This is a genomic window from Paenibacillus sp. PvR133, assembly GCF_017833155.1.
Classification (GTDB): domain Bacteria; phylum Bacillota; class Bacilli; order Paenibacillales; family Paenibacillaceae; genus Paenibacillus; species Paenibacillus polymyxa_B.
Window position 1 is genome coordinate 2900244 of record NZ_JAFIBS010000001.1, and the last position, 16626, is coordinate 2916869.

The window sequence follows — 16626 nt, forward strand, 5'->3', positions numbered from 1 at the left end:
GAAAAGACCTAAGGGGATGATATGAAATGTGGAACCCCTATGAAAATAGCAGACAGCATACGCACGATTTTACAATAAAGTATCGATTTTACACGCCGGAAGAAGGAGGCAGGAAACAGCTGCCTATTCAGGGGTACCGCTGCGATTTTGCCTATGAGAGCGATGATATCACGACGACGGGAATTTACGCCATACATCCTGAGTTTGAAGATGGAGATGGTCAATTGATCATGGATACCGAGCGTCCGGTTCACCGGGAAGGACAGGCGAGAATGTGGGTTTTGTTTGGAGAAATGAGGGAAAAGGTACACCGACACCGGATACAGGTAGGAACGAGGGGATATTTTATGGAAGGCCCGCGCCGTGTTGGTGAAGTTGAAGTTACAAGCCTGGTAGGCCTCTTGGCCAATCCGGTCAACTAGCTAGCTGCTGAGGAGTCGATAAGAGATGGATATCGCTTATATCATAGATTTATTACGTAAACACGATGTGACCTTAGCTCCAGGCTTATCCATGCAGGAGGTTACCGACGTCGAAGGCAGGTATGATATTCACTTCCCGCCCGATTTGAGGGAGCTTCTGATGAGTGTTCTTCCCATCGGTAAAGGCTTTATCCCTTGGAGAGATACGTCACCACAGCGGATGGGGGTAATTCGGCAAAGGTTGAATTGGCCGCTGGAAGGTATGATTTTTGATGTAGAGCAGCATATATTCTGGCCTCCCGAATGGGGCGAAAAACCGACAGATTCGGCGGAAGCCGTTGATATATGTAAACGTGAGTTTTTACGTGTGCCCAAGCTAATCCCGATCAACGGACATCGATATATCCCAGAGCAGCCATCTGAAGAAGGAAATCCGGTATTTTCAGTGTATCAAACGGATATTATCGTGTATGGGGAATGTTTGCAGGAGTATTTCAAGCTGGAATTTGGGGAGAAGCCTTATGAACAAATTGATTTTAATGCCGTAAAAAAAGTGCGTTTTTGGAGCAACTTGTGTGAGTGAGTGTCAGGAAGATGAATAAGTCGAAACGAAGGAAGGGGAGCATGATGTGAAGGTGGAGCAGGATTTGGAAGAAATCAAAGAAAGGTTGACCCAGATCGAGATCAAACTGGAACAAAAGTCGACCTCCAAGAGAATCTTAAAGTACATGATCATCGTTTTCTTGTCTGTTTTTTTTCTTTTATTTCTAATAGGAATTATTCAATTTGTTTCAGCCTAATCGGTGCAAGAAGATGAAGGAAGGGAGCTATTTATGTCCATAGAAGCGATTATTTTTGATCTGGATAATACTCTTATTCATCGTAAACAGGCGTTTGCGGCATATACAGAGCGCTTTATTGAACGATTTATTGTGGCAGAAGAACCGGCGAGCCGCGCGGCTGTTGTTGAACAGATACGTTTGGCGGATCAGGACGGGTACCGGGATAAGAGGGAACTGTATACCGAGCTGCATGCAGACTTGGAACTGAAAAATCCCGATACGTCAGTACAAGAGATGCTGGGCTTTTGGTATGGTGAATTTCATAAGTTTACGGTGTTGATGGACGGGGCCAAGGAAGTGTTGTCCGAACTGCGGTCGCGTGGCTTGAAGCTTGGTATTATTACCAACGGCTCACTCCGCACGCAGCAAGCGAAAATCGACCGAGTTATGCTGAGGGATTATGTGGATTCTATTATCGTATCGGGGGGCGTCAACATCCAGAAGCCTAATCCTCGAATTTTCGAGTTGGCTCTGAATGAGCTGGACATTGTCGATCCCGGCCATGCCTGTTATGTAGGCGATCACCCGACAAATGATATTCGTGGTGCACAAAGTGCAGGATTGCATACCATCTGGCTGGAAGGCTTTATGACGTGGCAGGAAACAGGCATTGTACCGGACTATCAGATTGGGAGTTTGCGTGAAATCACAGGTTGGCTGGATCGTCGCAGTTATTCAACGAATAAGGAGGAGGGTGCATCATGAGTATGGAGCAGCAACCGAATCCCATTCTCTTATCGTTCCCTGACCAATTCCAGACGGAGCGATTGACCATACGCGCTCCGCAATGGGGGGATGGGGCGGCAGTCAATGAGGCGATACGAGAGAGTGCGAATGAACTGCGGCCTTGGCTTCCGTTTGCAAGAAATCTTCCTACGGCAGAGGAATCTGAAATCCGTTCGCGCCAAGCCAGACTTAAATTTTTGGATCGGTCTGATATGATGTTGTATATATTTGATACGGTTTCGGGAGAATTTGTAGCCAGCAGCGGTCTGCATCGTATTGATTGGGATGCACGAAGATTTGAAATTGGGTATTGGCTCAGAACATCATGGACCGGAAAAGGCATTATAACAGAGGCCGTGCACGGTATTACGGATTTTGCCATACAGCATTTGCATGCCAATCGGGTGGAGATTCGTTGTGATTCCAGAAACACGCGCAGCGCCAAGGTAGCGGAACGTGCAGGTTTTACACTGGAGGGGATTTTAAGAAACGTCGAGTATGATGAAGAGGGAAGCATGGTACACCAAATGGTTTTTGCCAAGGTGCGTGGTATTGAATTTTAGTATCCTCACACGAACAGTTTGGAAGTTGCTGATACGTTTGTACGATATTACGGAGGCTTATTATGATTAATTATATTATGAAAAATACAGACAAGTTGGTGTGCATACAATATGACATCAGCAAAAGGTTCAGCAATCTTGCAAGCGCTATCCAAGAGAGGATGCTTTACGAATTTCCAGCAGCTCGGCGGAGATGTCCCAGCATTAGGACAGGTGATTTAGCATGAGGAGCGTTCGTAAGAGCGTCATCAGGAAGGCCAATCGGGAAATAAAGGCGAAATTCAGCTGGAAGGCTCGCGCTGCGTACCTAATTGCTGTGCTGGTCACGATCTTGTTGGGTTTGGGAAGCCGGGTTTACTCCTCCCGGTTGCCTGAATTCGTTGCTGATCACTTTGGGGATGCCTTGTGGGCGTGCATGATTTATTTGGGGCTGAGAATGTTGTGGGTGAATCGTCAATTGTCTGTAGCCCTGTGGGGCAGCTTGCTGTTTTGCTTCGCCATTGAGTTCAGCCAGATGTACCAGGCTCCCTGGATTAACCACATTCGGGCAACGACGCTGGGCGGCTTGGTGCTTGGGAAAGGGTTCCTGACCGCGGATCTGATCAGGTACACGGTTGGCATTGTGGTATCCTGGGCGCTGGATCAAGGTTGTCAAAAGCTGGCGGGGAGCAATACACGTAGAGACAATGACAAACCACTCAAATAACCTGAAAAGCGAGGGTTGCGCTTGAAACAAAAGGGAAAGCGTCACAGGTTGTTCGGTAAGATGATTGGATTATGCGCAGGGTTCAGCTTGTTGTTTGCAACCATACTTATCCCAGGGCAGGCACTGGCCGAAAGACAGCTTGCGGCGCCTCTTCGATTTGACTTTGGCCCTGGGAACGTAGCTGACGGCTACACCCAAGTCACTGCCAAGGATGTTTACACGCCTGAGCGAGGCTATGGATTTACCGATCTTTCCAAAGTGAATGAAGAGGATCGTGGTGGAAGTGATGCTATACGCTCAGATTTTGTTCGTGTTCAAGGATCATCATTTGTTGTCAATTTACCACCTGCGGATTACACGCTTTCTCTAATTGCCGGAGATACTGCCGGAAACACAGACATTACGGTTAAAGCCGAGTCCATCGTCAAGGTAGAACCTACTACCAAAACAGCAGGACAATTTGTCGAGGCTGGATTTGAACTTGCACTCATCGATGGTCAGCTCGAATTGTATTTCTCAGGTAATGAAGCGAAGATTAACGCTTTGGTTATTACTCCAAAGGATGCTCGAACGGCTGGAGAACACCCTTCGGTATACCTTGCGGGAGATTCTACGGTTCAAACCTATAAATCCGCGATGAAGCCTCAGGCGGGCTGGGGGCAAAAGATTGCTCCGTTCTTCACAGATGAGCCTATATTTGTGAACCGTTCTATTGGTGGACGAAGCACGAAAACCTTTCTGGTACAAGGGCGGTTAGATGATATTTTACGCAATATCCGTCCAGGAGATTATCTGCTCATACAGTTTGGACATAATGATGCCGCGATCAACAACCAAGAGCGTTATGTTTCACCCGCGGATTACAAAGTTTACTTAAAAACCTACATCCAAGGAGCCATCCAACGCGGTGCAACGCCTGTGCTAATTACTCCTGTTGGCCGACGGGATTATGATGCGGCAAGTGCCTCGTTTCGGATTAGTTTCCCGGAATATGTGCAGGCCATGAAGGAAACAGCATCGGAGACAGATGTTGCACTGGTCGATCTTAGCCGCTTGAGTGTAGCGTACTATGATACACTTGGTCTGGAAGGAACACTCCCGTTATTTTTACACTTGGAGCCAGGGGTGTATCCTGCATTTCCTGATGGAGTGAAGGATGATACACATTTTCAGGAATACGGTGCGGAGCAAATAGCTCGGCTGGTAGCTCAGGGAATACGTGAGTTGAATATTCCTTTATCCTCTTATGTACAGGCGGAGGATTCGCAATAAAACACGATTTCCATAGCCATGGTATACTTAGAAAATAAGCTGGCCCTACCCAAAGATAACATTGTTTAGGCTTGGGTAGGGCTTTAATGTTCTGGATCTTAAGGAGGAAGCGAGAATGACAGTCGCTCAACTTCATAATCTTATTAACGGTCAACTCCTGTACAATCAGCATCGGAGTTTATTTTATATGCGCGAGGGTTCTGTTCTGTTAGGACCTTCAACAGAAATGACGTACTGGCTGACGCAGAGAAGCTCGGAACTGATCCTCATGCTTCAAAGCTTGAAGCGCCAGCATATGTATAACGCTTTTGTGAAGGATGTAGCGGCTAAAATACTGTCCCAGTTTGTAAATACCAATCAGTATCTACATTTTCACACAGATCATGCGAGGGAGCTTACGGAGCTGTATGATCGACTTTTCACCCGGATTGAAAAACTGTTTCAGAAGAAATTTATAGATAGAGCAACCCTGGACTTGCTGCTTCAGCAGCATTACGGGCATTTGAGAGATTTTTTAACTCGTACCAACGGACGTGAAATGTTTGCTAAGTATGCAGAGTGTGAGTATACCTTTTGGATACCTTGTGAGGAGTATACGCCGGAGTTGCAAGCCAATCTACTGGGATTGGACATTGCTCGTTTGCAAGAGCCTGTTCTAGACGTTGGTTGCGGATCTGAGGCACGGTTAGTTACTTATTTACGTGCCTGTGGAATTGAGGCTTACGGAACAGATCGGTTGGCTGAAACAGAAGGTTGTGTCACTCAAGGAGATTGGTTAGAGATCACCTTTGGAGAACGTACATGGGGAACGATCGTTTCACATATGGCATTCTCCAATCATTTTATACATCATCATCTGAAGGCAGATGGTAATATTCATGAGTACGCTCGCAAATATATGGAATTGCTTAGAGCCATTCGGCCAGGAGGGAGTTTTATTTACAGTCCGTGCCTTCCGTTTATGGAAGAGCTTTTGGATGCCCGAATGGGTTATCAAGTAGAGTATATCCAGTCATCTGAAGGTTACAGGGCCACGAAAATAACGCGTATACATTCATAAGCGTGAGTAGTAGTCTATTCATTTGTCAGATTCATTCTTGGAATGGTAGTATAAGGATAGATATTACTCTATTTGGGATTCTGTTAATGATAGAGATTCTCATGACGCTAATTTGACACCATTAGAGGATAATCATTAGCAGCATGGCTGCACTGAATAATAATGATTAGCTTACGGATAACGGAATTTTCAGGAAAGATTAAATCATATTTTCCTAAAAGCCGATATATGGGAATGAGGCGAGAACATACTGTCATTATACCCGCCCGAAAATGGAAGTATATAATTTGGGTTAGGAGAGTAGAAGAAGTGTCAGATCTGTATACGAAAAAAGAAGTAGAAGATTATGTAACGAACGTGGTTTTCGAACGACCTTTAGGTGTAAGCATTTCAGCCATTTTATTGATCTTTAATGGAGCACTTCTGTTGGTGACCCAGCTATTGACGCTTAATGCATTAAATGAGGCTTCTACGTTAGTAGGCATTTGTAGGGGCATGTTTCAAGGGTTTATCGCGTTACTCGGTTTGGCAGGGACGACTGCCGGTGTCGGCATGTTATTTGGTAAGAAGTGGGCTTGGTGGCTGGCAGTATTTTATTTTACATATGAGACCATGCGTTATACGTGTGCAATTCTGTTTATTCCGGATGTCCCTCCAACGTTGGGCGGTGTACAGCTAAACCCTGCTCTATACTACGTAAAATATGGTATGCGTATTATTTGGAATTTGTTGTTTACGTTGTTCATGTGTCGTAGTAAAGTGACTGTTTTTTTTCAAACAAGTGAAAGCAACAAGTGGAGAGCATGTATTGTATTATTCTTCATAAATGGAGTGATGGTTGGGATTGGCTGGTGGCTGATAAGATAGGTTCTTCGATGTGAAGGAGATGGATAATGTCAATGGAAACGTTTCCGATTTTAGAAACCGATAGGCTTCGTTTAAGACAGCTTACAGTAGGGGATGCGGAGGATGTGTTCGGCTATTTCTCCAAGGATGAGGTCACACAATATTATGACTTGGAAAGCTTTACAGAAGTAGAGCAAGCCGAAAAATTTATTCGTTCGATGCTAACCAGATATGAGAAGCAAGAGGGCTTTCGTTGGGGGATTACGTTAAAAGAAGCTCCTGAGCGGATCGTGGGTACAATTGGATTTCATAACTGGCAGAAGAAGCACTCCCGTATTGAAATCGGCTATGAGCTGGCACCAGAATATTGGCGGCAAGGTCTGATGACGGAGGCGATGAAGGTGGTCGTGGATTATGGCTTTCATTTGCCGCATGTTCACCGTATAGAAGCCTTCATTGATCCAGATAACGAAGGCTCCAAACGGCTGCTACTCAAAAGTGGCTTTACTAAAGAGGGTCACCTGAGAAACTATTTTTATGAAAAAGGTCAATTTGTCGACGCTGTTATTTTTGGATACCTTCGGGAAGAGCATCCCGTGGATCGGTAAGTTTACAAATACCCTTTGTCCCCGTAAGGCTGGAGTCGATCAAGCCAGGTCTGCTCCAGCTTTGCTAGTGCATCTTTGACATCAAAGAACGCTGAGTCCTTTTTCTTCAAAACGTCCAGCACTTCAAATTCAAACGAATCTTCGCCGTACTCATTCCATTCCTGTTGTAGTTGTTTATTCTTAAATCCACCCATGTTCAACTCAAAACGCCGTCCATTCAGCGACTTTAAATTCAGCGTGGAAGAGACGAAAATTTTCCCATTACGTGTATTTCGAATGCAATAGATTCCTGCCTCTGTCTTCATCTCCATGTACTGCTGCACCAATTCTTTTCTTCGATTCATTGTCGAATCCTCCTATTTGAGCATTTTGCATAAATCCCAAGAGCATTTTCAAATCAGCAATGTATAGATCGAAACGATTTAGTTCGTCTATATATTGTACCTACGAGCGTTGGGAATCGAATTATGCAAATTGCTGATTTCATAAACGTTGAGATTCAAGATTCCTTCAACCAATATTCACTGCCATCCGGCTTACGATCCAATAGATTGTATTCAATCATATATCTTCGCACCGTGACATAATCGTCATATACTTCCTGTAAAATCGCATTGATATCTTTCTCATGATATATTTGTCCCTTTACAAAACGGTCCGCAATTTCACGCAGCACAATCAGCTTGTGCTTTTCTTGCATTTTAAAGGTTTTCAGGCGTCCGTCTGTCCCATTCGGAAAATACTTCGTGAGTACCTTTTGCCGCTCGTTTTCCGTAATGTTGTAGCGTTCGTCCACCATCCGTGCTCCTATGGGTACTTCTACAATGGCGGGAGCGTGGCGGTCCTTCTCCTTTAGCAGCTCCATTAATGTGAGAAATACCTTGGCCTGCCGTTCTTTTTCTTTGAGACCAAAGCGATGATTACGTATGGTGGATGCGCTACCGATTCCAGTTTCCTTTTGAATATCCGCATCGCCCATGCCTTGATAAAATAACTGAAGCAACCGATTCTGATGATCCGTCAGTCCAGTCAGCTTTTTGTCCAGACCGATCAAATAGTCAAAGACCGAACCGTACGTCCGCTCAATATGAAGGCGCATGTACCTCTCGGCGTCATAAAATACCCCTTGATCCTGATATATGATGCCTTGCTCAAATCGCTGTCCGTCCAGCAGGCAAATGACCTGCTCTTCTTGGCGAATATATCCTCGCTTCAGTTCTTCGATACCAGCATTCCAGAATAGTTCGGAATGATCCATTTTAGCAAACACCTCAATTAAATGATGGTTATTATATAGACAATATAACATTTTGTTTACCTTAAATCAATGAGTGGGAGGATTCTAAAAGTATACTGGATATTCAAATTCATATAATGTTTAAAAAAGGATGTTATTGTTTTAAACATAATTTATGGCAATTTAAAAATATTTATATATTTTTCTTTATTTCGACAATCTTAGCTATATACAAATTTAATACGACATTGTTATCATATGTAAATCAAAATACATTTTTCTGAAAGAGGGCGAAATATGATTGAATTATAAATTATTTTTAATTTTAGTATTCTTCTAACTAGGCATTACCACTATATGAAGGAGGATGATTTTAAAAATGAAATTTTTTTTAAACGAAATGAGGCAGCGAGGGAAAGGGAAGAATGCTAAACAATTCTTTTTAATCATGCTTTGCTTATTTGTTTTTTTATCTCCGTGGAGCGTAGCTGTGTTTCCTCAAGCAGTAGTGTCAGCAGCATTTACGGGTGGAATACCAGATCTGTATCCACCACCAGACAGAGGAGGATCAATTGGGCCTCCTGAAGAAAAGCCAACGCCTTCAGAACCATCGTCTACACATGAAACTGTAACGTTATCGGATGGTTCGATTGTACATGTACAGGCGAATTCTTATTACATAAGCCTGACTCGCAACAATGTCGTCATCTATTTTAAGGATCTTGGGGCTGCATTATCAGCTAAACTTTACAGTGCTTCTGCATCTTCCAATAACGCCATAACAGTCTATTACTTTTACATTAATGAGAATAATGGAGCCAAATCCTCGGGAAGTTTTACATACTCAGGAATTGTCTTAACCACTCCAGCCAGTCCACACATAAGTTCCAATATTACAGGGATGACGAATCAAAATGTTCTTATCCAATTGGATGGAGTGCCTGCCAATTCTAAAAGCGAGTATAAAATCGGTGTGAATGGTACGTGGACTCCATATAGTAATCCATTTCAGGTGTCTGAAAACACTACTATTTTTGCTCGTTGTACAGATAAATACGGAAGCCTCAGCACTGTGAATTCATTGGTGATTAGCAACATTGATAAAACACCTCCTGCCCCACCGTCATTCAGTAATAGCCCTGCGAATGAAGTAGCAAATAATATCAAAGTGACAATCAACTATCCTACTGATGCAGCGACAAGGGAATATCGTGTCAATCAAAGCGAATGGAAGGTGTATAACTCTCCCATTGATGTAAATGAGTATGGGACACGCATACAGGCACGGGCAACAGATAGTGCCGGAAATATTTCGCAAGTCACGGAATCGGTCCTGAATTTGATTAATAGAGCGCCAGTACTGGTTAAGAGCATTCCAACTACCACGATTGAAATGGATGACGGAGTCTTAATTAAAGATGTATCCGAATATTTTACAGACCCTGACCATCAGCAGCTTCAATATTCGTGTACGAATTCCAACTCAGCCGTAGTCACCCATCAATTGGTCAAGGACTCAAAGGGAAGTACCTCAATACTGAATTTGCAACCCCAAAGCTCGGGAGAATCCACAATAACGGTAATAGCTACAGACCCGTTAGGTAAGTCTATAACGCAGAATTTTGTTGTAAAAGTTTTGGATACCAAATATATAGAACAATTGGCCAAAGCTACAGCAACGGTAGTGCAAGCCGAGACAACCCAATTACAAAATGATGTAAATGCAGCTGTAGAGTTAATAAACAAACTTCGTGATCCGGACAAGGGCAAGCTTGTTGAAAGGGTAGTAGCAATACAGAAAATCATTGATGCGAAAGCTGCCTATGCTGAACAGCTAACGACAGCTACGCAGGCAGTTGAAAAAGCAGAAGCTTCAAAATTACAAACTGAGATTAATATGGCCCGAGCTCTAGTAATAAATCTCAATGATGCAGACAAACAACAGCTTAACGACCGATTAGATCATATACCAGCTATTGATGATTTGCCTAAGGATATAACAAGTCCTTCCAAACCTAAGAAATTAGCAGGCTCCAGACCTACGCCGAATAGCATTGTTTTAACATGGGAAGCATCTACCGATGATGTTGGAGTCGTTAGCTATGATGTGTATCGTGATAGTCAAATGATAGGTAATACCGGAGAATTAACCTTTCAAGTGAACCAGTTAGAGCCTCAGAAAATTTACAGGTTTGCAGTGAAAGCCAGGGATGCGGCTGGAAACTATTCGGAGTTTAGCAATAGTGTCAAAAGCGGCTTATCCAGAAAATATAAATATATTTATGATGCTAATGGAAGGCTTGAGCATATTGAACAGGATGGTCAGGTTGTTTTCCAATATCAATATGACTCTAATGGTAACCTTATACAGATCATAAAGTGAGCAGTTCCCAATAAATGATATGTAATACAATTTAAAGTCGGGAATGGAGAGAAGAACTTGCGATTTAGAACAGTAAGACGTCATATAGCGATAATCATGATTATTACATTTATTTTTGGCACAATTAGCGGCCTTGTTCCTCCAAATGTATTCGGTGCAGGGAAGGACAATTCGCAATATTCGGCGGATCAAATGGCTGCCCGATTTGGAGTCACATCATCTTTTCTTTCGGAACAATTAAAGAAAGGTTATTCATTAAATCAAATTTATACAGCGTTATATATGGCTGAACAGGATCATATAAGCTACGATCAGGCAGTAGCTTCGTTATTTCCTTCAGAGGAAAACCAATCACAGACTGTAACAAGTGACGTATATAATAAGCTATCGGATTCTCCACTAGATAACCTGATTTCTCATAGTGTTACAGATGATGTTTATCCAACTGATGATCCTGTTCCTACGAACAAAGTCACTGAAGATGTATATAAGACGGATTTCCTGAAACTAAATCTCATGGCGAATGTGCCACAGCTTCCACCTATTAGAGAGGAAGCGCCCGTTTACAATAAATCTTCCTTTAATGAAGCACCTTATTCTGTTGGCGACGATAAAGAATCAATATCCACTTTATCAGGTAGCTTATCGTTGCAAAACACAGATTTAACTCTGCCTGGACGAAACGGACTGGGCTTTTCTTTGACTCGTCAATATGATACAAATCGTGCTCAATTTTTTGACGAAGGCGCTGAAATTGTTGACAACAGTGCTGCTGTGCAAAATTATTATGTCTACTTTAAGGCGATGATGAAACCTGTTACCAAGTCGTACAAGGTAGCCTATCAGCAAAAAAGATGGGTGCAAGAGGACACAGACGGTGATGGGAATGTTGATGTGAATACCTATAATCTTCAGCCGGAAACCAAAGTTATAGGCACATACACAACCTATGAAGCTGCTAGTCAAGCAGCGGGACAAAAAATAACCTATACTACAGCTCCGGAGTCCAGAGTAGAAAAGGACTCTCAAACGGGAAAATGGGAGAAGGCTTTTCCTGATTCAATAAAGTACAGCAAAGATGGATTTACAGGAACCTTAAACAAAGATGGACAAGCCAGAGTCATCAAGGGATCATATACAGCTCCAAGTTTTAAAAATGTATTCGGGGAACAGTGTAGTGTTATGAATACGTTCTTTTATGATAGCGCTGGAAATATAACACGGAATTATCCAAGTGGTTCGTCATGTGGAGACTCTAAATTACATTACGACAGGGATTCATATGAAGGGGATTTGTCCTTAACAGGTATGATTGTTCCTCAAAGATGCCCTAGCTTTTCTCCTGGTAGAATCATGTGTAGCGAGTACGGAACAGCGTATTATTCAGGAACAGTGTTCAATAAGGGAACTGCTGATACCCGAGAATGGAGGCAAGATTATAGCGGAACTGTTACCAAGCCCGGTTATACTAGCGATATTGGTTATAGCGAGTGGACAAGTAATGGAAAAGGCGGAAGGACAAGAACAGCCTTTACCATGGAAGGATCGCCGCAAATTGAAACGATTGTCTCAGAGGGTCTCGAAACGGCTGTTCGCCGACAGACAGCACTATTTACAACTATTGCTGAGGCTGAACATTACAGGGATTTAATTAACAGCAATCCTCAGACTGAAATTCCGAGTGACGATGGGAATAAATATTATATTGCAGCAGATGCGGATGCTACCGTTTTTGCCGAGATTGTAGCCTATCAACCTTCATTTATCTTTCAAAACCGTACCTATCCTGCCTTAGAAGATCAATTGAATCCTCTTGGCAAGGGGTGGTCCTGGAATTTACCTTATGTAGAAACCAAAGAGGGCAAGCAGTACATACACTTGGGGGATGGTGGCAGCTATGAAATTGAGGGTGACCAGCTCAAAGGTTACGACTGGAAAGGACTCACCTTTACTCCTGATACTTCAGTAACAGTTAATGGAGAAAATTCATCCTATGTATTAACTTCTGTGGATGGAACGAAAAAACAATATTTCTCCAAAGATGGGCAGTTGCTGCAAATTGAAGATGCATATCATAACACGATAAAGTTCAATTATGAACTCAATGCTACTTATAAACGCAAATTGCTTAGTAAGGTAGAAGACGCGATCGGCAACTCGATTGATATTCAATATACGGCTACAGACGTTACTTTGTCTAAAGGAAACCGCACAGTTGTCTATCATAAACATGCAGAACAAGGTGTTGAATTGCTGGATTCAGTGACAGATGCCGAAGGCAGAAAAACGACATATTCCTATACATTAGCACCAGCCAAGTTTAATTTGAGCGCGTCACATCCAGAAAGACAAATCTCTAATCCGTACGCTTTGTTAACCAAAGTATTTCATCCTACTGGAGCCTCTACTTTGTATACTTATGAAGACCAGCCAGTAAAACGCTATATTGGCTCCAATTCGGTAAACGAGGCATATAGAGCAGTCTCACGTGTAGATCAAATCACATATCAAAATAATCAAACAGAAAACTATAATCAGGAAACGATTCATTATAATTCTGATATGGCTGAGAGCTATGTGAAAGATACTTCGTTCTCTACTGTAACAGACAATGGATCAGTTCGTTCGACCTTCAATTATACTAAAAAGTTTATTAGTGCAGACACGCCACCACAGTATTACCTAGATCAATCTGTGGTTAAAGCAGGAGATTCTGAAAAGAGCACAGCTTATCAATACGGCAAGCAGGTGACAGGCAAAGCCTATACTGTGCCTGTTCCAACCCGTACCTCATCCAGCAATAATCAAAATGGAGATGTTTTGACAACTGCTGCTGAATATGATGATTACGGTAATATGACAAGCTCAGTGGATGAAAAAGGTTCACAAACTGCGTATACGTATGACGACAAGCATAGGATTAAAACCATTACGGAACCGATTGATTCTAACAGCACTGGAGTTACAGAGTACACTCGAAACCCGCAGGGGAAAGTAACACAGGCCATCGTCTCCAAGGATCATTCCGGGGGAGAATTACTACAAAAAGTAAATTATTCAGGTATTGATGCTTACGGAAATACAACCGTTCAGACGATTGCGAACGATAACAAGTCCGTGACTACAACCACGGAATACAGCAGTGGCTACGACCATGCTTTTCCTACGAAACAAAGTGTAGAGGTTACAAATATTGATGGAGAAAAATCTACGGTAACCATTCAGTCAGAGTATGATAAGCCAACTGGTTTAATCACTTCCTCGCTGGATGGGAAAGGTCAGAAAACTGAGTATCAATATGATGCTCTTGATCGCGTAAAGGCTGTAACTTATCCAGACGGTAAAAGCATCCGAGCAGCCTACGATGATCTTGAGAACACCGTAACGGTTACGAATGAGCTCGGTATACGAACAAAAACACGTTACAATGCTTTGGGTTGGAATATCGAGTCAGGGCTGTATGAAGGTAACGATTACGTGATCAAATCCAAATCAGCTTATGACGTTAACGGCAGATTAGTATCCAGTGAAGATGCACTTGGGCACCTGACACGTTATGGCTATGACGCTTGGAGCCGTACAACGTCAACAGCCTACGCGGACGGATCACAAGCAGTAGTCGAGTATAATGATGCTCTTCGTCAAGTAACTCAACGAGACGGCGAGCTTAATGAACAAATTCAAATCTACGATAAATGGAACCGTCTGGTGCAAAATAAAGAAAAATCAGCAATGGACGGTAACGAGAAAATAACTTCCAAGATAGAGTATGATGCTGTCAACGACCAGATTTTAAAACAAGCCGATGCTAATGGTAATGAAATTCAATTTTCATATAATGCCTTGGGTGACCAAACATCTGTGACGGAGCCCAACGGCGAAACGACGAAGTACACTTACGATATGCTGGGCAATCTCACTCAGATCACGTATCCGGATGGGCATGCCAAGGTGAAGGCGTATGATGAATTGGGTAGAGTGATTCAAACTAAAGATGAGAAAAACCAGGTTGAAAAGCGTTATTTTGATACCAACGGGAACTTATCCAAGAAAACAGACCGCAACGGGAACGTCACTTCATTTGAATATGACAGCCGCAATCGCTTGAAGTCGCGTGTAGGAAAAGATGAGACGGTCAGCTACGTATACGATGCTGCAGGCAAACGACTAAGTATGACAGATCAGACGGGTACAACATCCTATGCGTATGATCCGTATACGGAGCAATTAGATACCTTGTCTTACCCAGATGGTTTAAAGCTCTCCAATCAGTATGATGCTAATGGGAATCGAACCGAAATGACAGGACCATTTGGCGAGCAAGTAAACTACACGTATGATCAATTGAACAGATTGAAAACTGTAGGCAATATAAAAGATAAGCCTGTTTCGGAATATTCCTATACCAAAAATGGATTGCTGGACACAACCGTATCTGCAAATGATTATCGCCAGCAAAACAAATATAACGGGATTGAGTTAGTTGAATTAAAGTACACACGATCTGATGCGGAAACGAATAGCTTTCAATATAGCTACGATCCAGGTAAAAATATCACGAAACGCACTCAAAATGGTGTAGAGGATGCCTTTACGTACGATAAGCTGAATCGGATTGCTACCTCCACCGAAAATCAGGATGCTTATTCTTATGATGCCAGAGGGAATCGTCTTACGATGGAAACGGAGAGAACTCCGCATACGAAGCCGAGGGAGAACAGCTTTGACGATCAGAACCGATTGACTCAAGTCAAGGTCAATGGAAAGCTCGTAGAGTACCAATACAACGGGGATGGATTACTGACAGACCGTATACAGGAAGGCGTTCATATCCGTTACTACTATGATGGAAACAGTGCTCAAATTATAGCAGAAGCTACGATTGAAAATGGAAAACCTGTTTTAAAAGCCAATTATATTCGAGGTCTGAAATTAGAGGCTATAGCCTATGCGGATCAAACCAAAGCCTATCCCGTCTATAATGGTCACGGAGATATTATTGAAATCAGGGATTCCTCCGGAGCGTTGCTGAATCAATATCAATATGATATTTGGGGTAATGAAGAGGTCAAGGAAGAAAAAGTCCACAATCCATTCCGTTACTCTGGCGAACTGTGGGATGATACAACAGAACTGCAATACCTACGTGCCAGATGGTATGATCCTGATAGTGGAAGGTTTATTAATGAAGATACGTACGATGGGGAAATTAATGATACATTGAGTTTGAATTTGTATACGTATGTCCAAAACAATCCGTTGAAATATATTGATCCTAGCGGGCATTATATTTCAACAGGACCTTTGGAACAGTTTAAATATGAATTAGAACTAGCTATGAAGGACGTACATTCTAAAAAACAGGCCGATTATTGGCTGTGGAGAGAAGAAATAGGTAGTATTTTTGCTCCTGTGTATAATGACAATAACAATGAATTTAAATTTTTATTTGGATTAGCGACCCAAACAAGCCCTTATGAAAATAGTAAAAAAAAGGCGGATTGGGCTAAGAGTTACCTACTAGAGGCTTATAGTGCTTATATTACAGGATATGTTTATGAGTCCTCTGGTCTTGTTGGTACTGTGGGTTCCATGTTTGGACCTAGTAATAGTAGGAGCACAGGACAAGCTAAAGCCAAAATTTTCAGTGCAGATGGAAATGCTGAGTTAAGGGCGACCAGACGGCCTGTATTTGATAAGTGGATGGAGAATGGTGTTGAAGTCGGTGGCCAAGGATTCAAAATGAATCAACATGCTTACAATAGGCTATTTAAGTCAGGTCGCAAAGATATTATGCCAGATGATATCACAACAGCACTTAGTAAAAAGCCAACTCCGGGTGAGCCAGGAAGCGTGATATATACTAATCCATCAACTGGTACTAAGGTCTATGTCAATCCAACAAGTAAAGAGATTGTTGGAGTTCAACCTGGCAGTTTCAAATAAAGAGCGGAAGGAGAA

At 42.6% G+C, this 16626-nt stretch carries 13 protein-coding genes; 11 read left to right on the top strand and 2 right to left on the bottom strand.

Features of this window, described 5'->3' with window-relative positions; translation table 11 throughout:
- Positions 1-26: 26 nt before the first annotated feature.
- The 9 genes from JOE49_RS12750 (at position 27) to JOE49_RS12790 (ending at position 7045) form a co-directional block, all read left to right on the top strand.
- A complete protein-coding gene (locus JOE49_RS12750; protein WP_209941428.1) occupies positions 27-422 on the top strand; it encodes a hypothetical protein in 396 nt (131 codons plus the stop codon).
- 25 nt (positions 423-447) lie between these two features.
- Entirely contained in the window at positions 448-1005 is a 558-nt protein-coding gene (locus JOE49_RS12755) for an SMI1/KNR4 family protein (protein ID WP_160789228.1), read from the top strand.
- 250 nt (positions 1006-1255) lie between these two features.
- Positions 1256-1969: an HAD family hydrolase gene (locus JOE49_RS12760; protein WP_013309351.1), complete on the top strand. Its 714-nt coding sequence runs from the start codon at positions 1256-1258 to the stop codon at positions 1967-1969.
- Positions 1966-2553, top strand: a complete 588-nt coding sequence (locus tag JOE49_RS12765) for a GNAT family N-acetyltransferase (protein WP_160789227.1) — start codon at positions 1966-1968, stop codon at positions 2551-2553. The genes JOE49_RS12760 and JOE49_RS12765 overlap by 4 nt, the downstream gene beginning before the upstream one ends.
- A 223-nt stretch (positions 2554-2776) precedes the next feature.
- Positions 2777-3259, top strand: coding sequence for a ribosomal maturation YjgA family protein (locus JOE49_RS12770; protein ID WP_023987731.1), 483 nt, complete (start codon positions 2777-2779; stop codon positions 3257-3259).
- A 60-nt stretch (positions 3260-3319) separates the two neighbouring features.
- Positions 3320-4531, top strand: coding sequence for a rhamnogalacturonan acetylesterase (locus JOE49_RS12775; RefSeq protein WP_160789234.1), 1212 nt, complete (start codon positions 3320-3322; stop codon positions 4529-4531).
- 115 nt (positions 4532-4646) lie between these two features.
- Positions 4647-5591, top strand: coding sequence for a class I SAM-dependent methyltransferase (locus JOE49_RS12780; RefSeq protein WP_209941430.1), 945 nt, complete (start codon positions 4647-4649; stop codon positions 5589-5591).
- A gap of 309 nt (positions 5592-5900) precedes the next feature.
- Positions 5901-6458 (top strand): hypothetical protein, encoded by a 558-nt coding sequence (locus JOE49_RS12785; protein ID WP_023987734.1) that lies wholly within the window; start codon positions 5901-5903, stop codon positions 6456-6458.
- A 26-nt stretch (positions 6459-6484) separates the two neighbouring features.
- Positions 6485-7045 (top strand): GNAT family N-acetyltransferase, encoded by a 561-nt coding sequence (locus JOE49_RS12790; protein ID WP_028542977.1) that lies wholly within the window; start codon positions 6485-6487, stop codon positions 7043-7045.
- Positions 7046-7047: 2 nt separating this feature from the next.
- On the opposite strand, the gene JOE49_RS12795 is transcribed toward JOE49_RS12790, so the two are convergent.
- Together JOE49_RS12795 and JOE49_RS12800 are read right to left on the bottom strand one after the other, a co-directional pair.
- The gene (locus tag JOE49_RS12795) at positions 7048-7389 is read right to left on the bottom strand and encodes a GIY-YIG nuclease family protein (RefSeq protein ID WP_053324945.1); all 342 of its coding nucleotides are present in this window, start codon (positions 7387-7389) and stop codon (positions 7048-7050) included.
- Positions 7390-7544: 155 nt separating this feature from the next.
- A complete protein-coding gene (locus tag JOE49_RS12800) occupies positions 7545-8303 on the bottom strand; it encodes a DUF2087 domain-containing protein (RefSeq protein WP_023987737.1) in 759 nt (252 codons plus the stop codon).
- Positions 8304-8649: 346 nt separating this feature from the next.
- On the opposite strand from JOE49_RS12800, the gene JOE49_RS12805 reads away from it, so the two are divergent.
- Positions 8650-10665 (top strand): fibronectin type III domain-containing protein, encoded by a 2016-nt coding sequence (locus JOE49_RS12805; protein WP_237448980.1) that lies wholly within the window; start codon positions 8650-8652, stop codon positions 10663-10665.
- A 96-nt stretch (positions 10666-10761) separates the two neighbouring features.
- On the top strand, positions 10762-16611 hold the full coding sequence (locus JOE49_RS12810; RefSeq protein ID WP_481856247.1) for an RHS repeat-associated core domain-containing protein: 5850 nt from the start codon (positions 10762-10764) through the stop codon (positions 16609-16611).
- The last annotated feature ends 15 nt before the right edge of the window (positions 16612-16626 follow it).

Coding starts and splice junctions, on each gene's coding strand:
- JOE49_RS12775 (WP_160789234.1), top strand. CDS start 3,320: ATGATTGGATTATGCGCAGGGTTCAGCTTGTTGTTTGCAACCATACTT.
- JOE49_RS12750 (WP_209941428.1), top strand. CDS start 27: ATGTGGAACCCCTATGAAAATAGCAGACAGCATACGCACGATTTTACA.
- JOE49_RS12790 (WP_028542977.1), top strand. CDS start 6,485: ATGTCAATGGAAACGTTTCCGATTTTAGAAACCGATAGGCTTCGTTTA.
- JOE49_RS12755 (WP_160789228.1), top strand. CDS start 448: ATGGATATCGCTTATATCATAGATTTATTACGTAAACACGATGTGACC.
- JOE49_RS12795 (WP_053324945.1), bottom strand. CDS start 7,389: ATGAATCGAAGAAAAGAATTGGTGCAGCAGTACATGGAGATGAAGACA.
- JOE49_RS12780 (WP_209941430.1), top strand. CDS start 4,647: ATGACAGTCGCTCAACTTCATAATCTTATTAACGGTCAACTCCTGTAC.
- JOE49_RS12805 (WP_237448980.1), top strand. CDS start 8,650: ATGATTTTAAAAATGAAATTTTTTTTAAACGAAATGAGGCAGCGAGGG.
- JOE49_RS12770 (WP_023987731.1), top strand. CDS start 2,777: ATGAGGAGCGTTCGTAAGAGCGTCATCAGGAAGGCCAATCGGGAAATA.
- JOE49_RS12765 (WP_160789227.1), top strand. CDS start 1,966: ATGAGTATGGAGCAGCAACCGAATCCCATTCTCTTATCGTTCCCTGAC.
- JOE49_RS12800 (WP_023987737.1), bottom strand. CDS start 8,303: ATGGATCATTCCGAACTATTCTGGAATGCTGGTATCGAAGAACTGAAG.
- JOE49_RS12760 (WP_013309351.1), top strand. CDS start 1,256: ATGTCCATAGAAGCGATTATTTTTGATCTGGATAATACTCTTATTCAT.
- JOE49_RS12810 (WP_481856247.1), top strand. CDS start 10,762: ATGATTATTACATTTATTTTTGGCACAATTAGCGGCCTTGTTCCTCCA.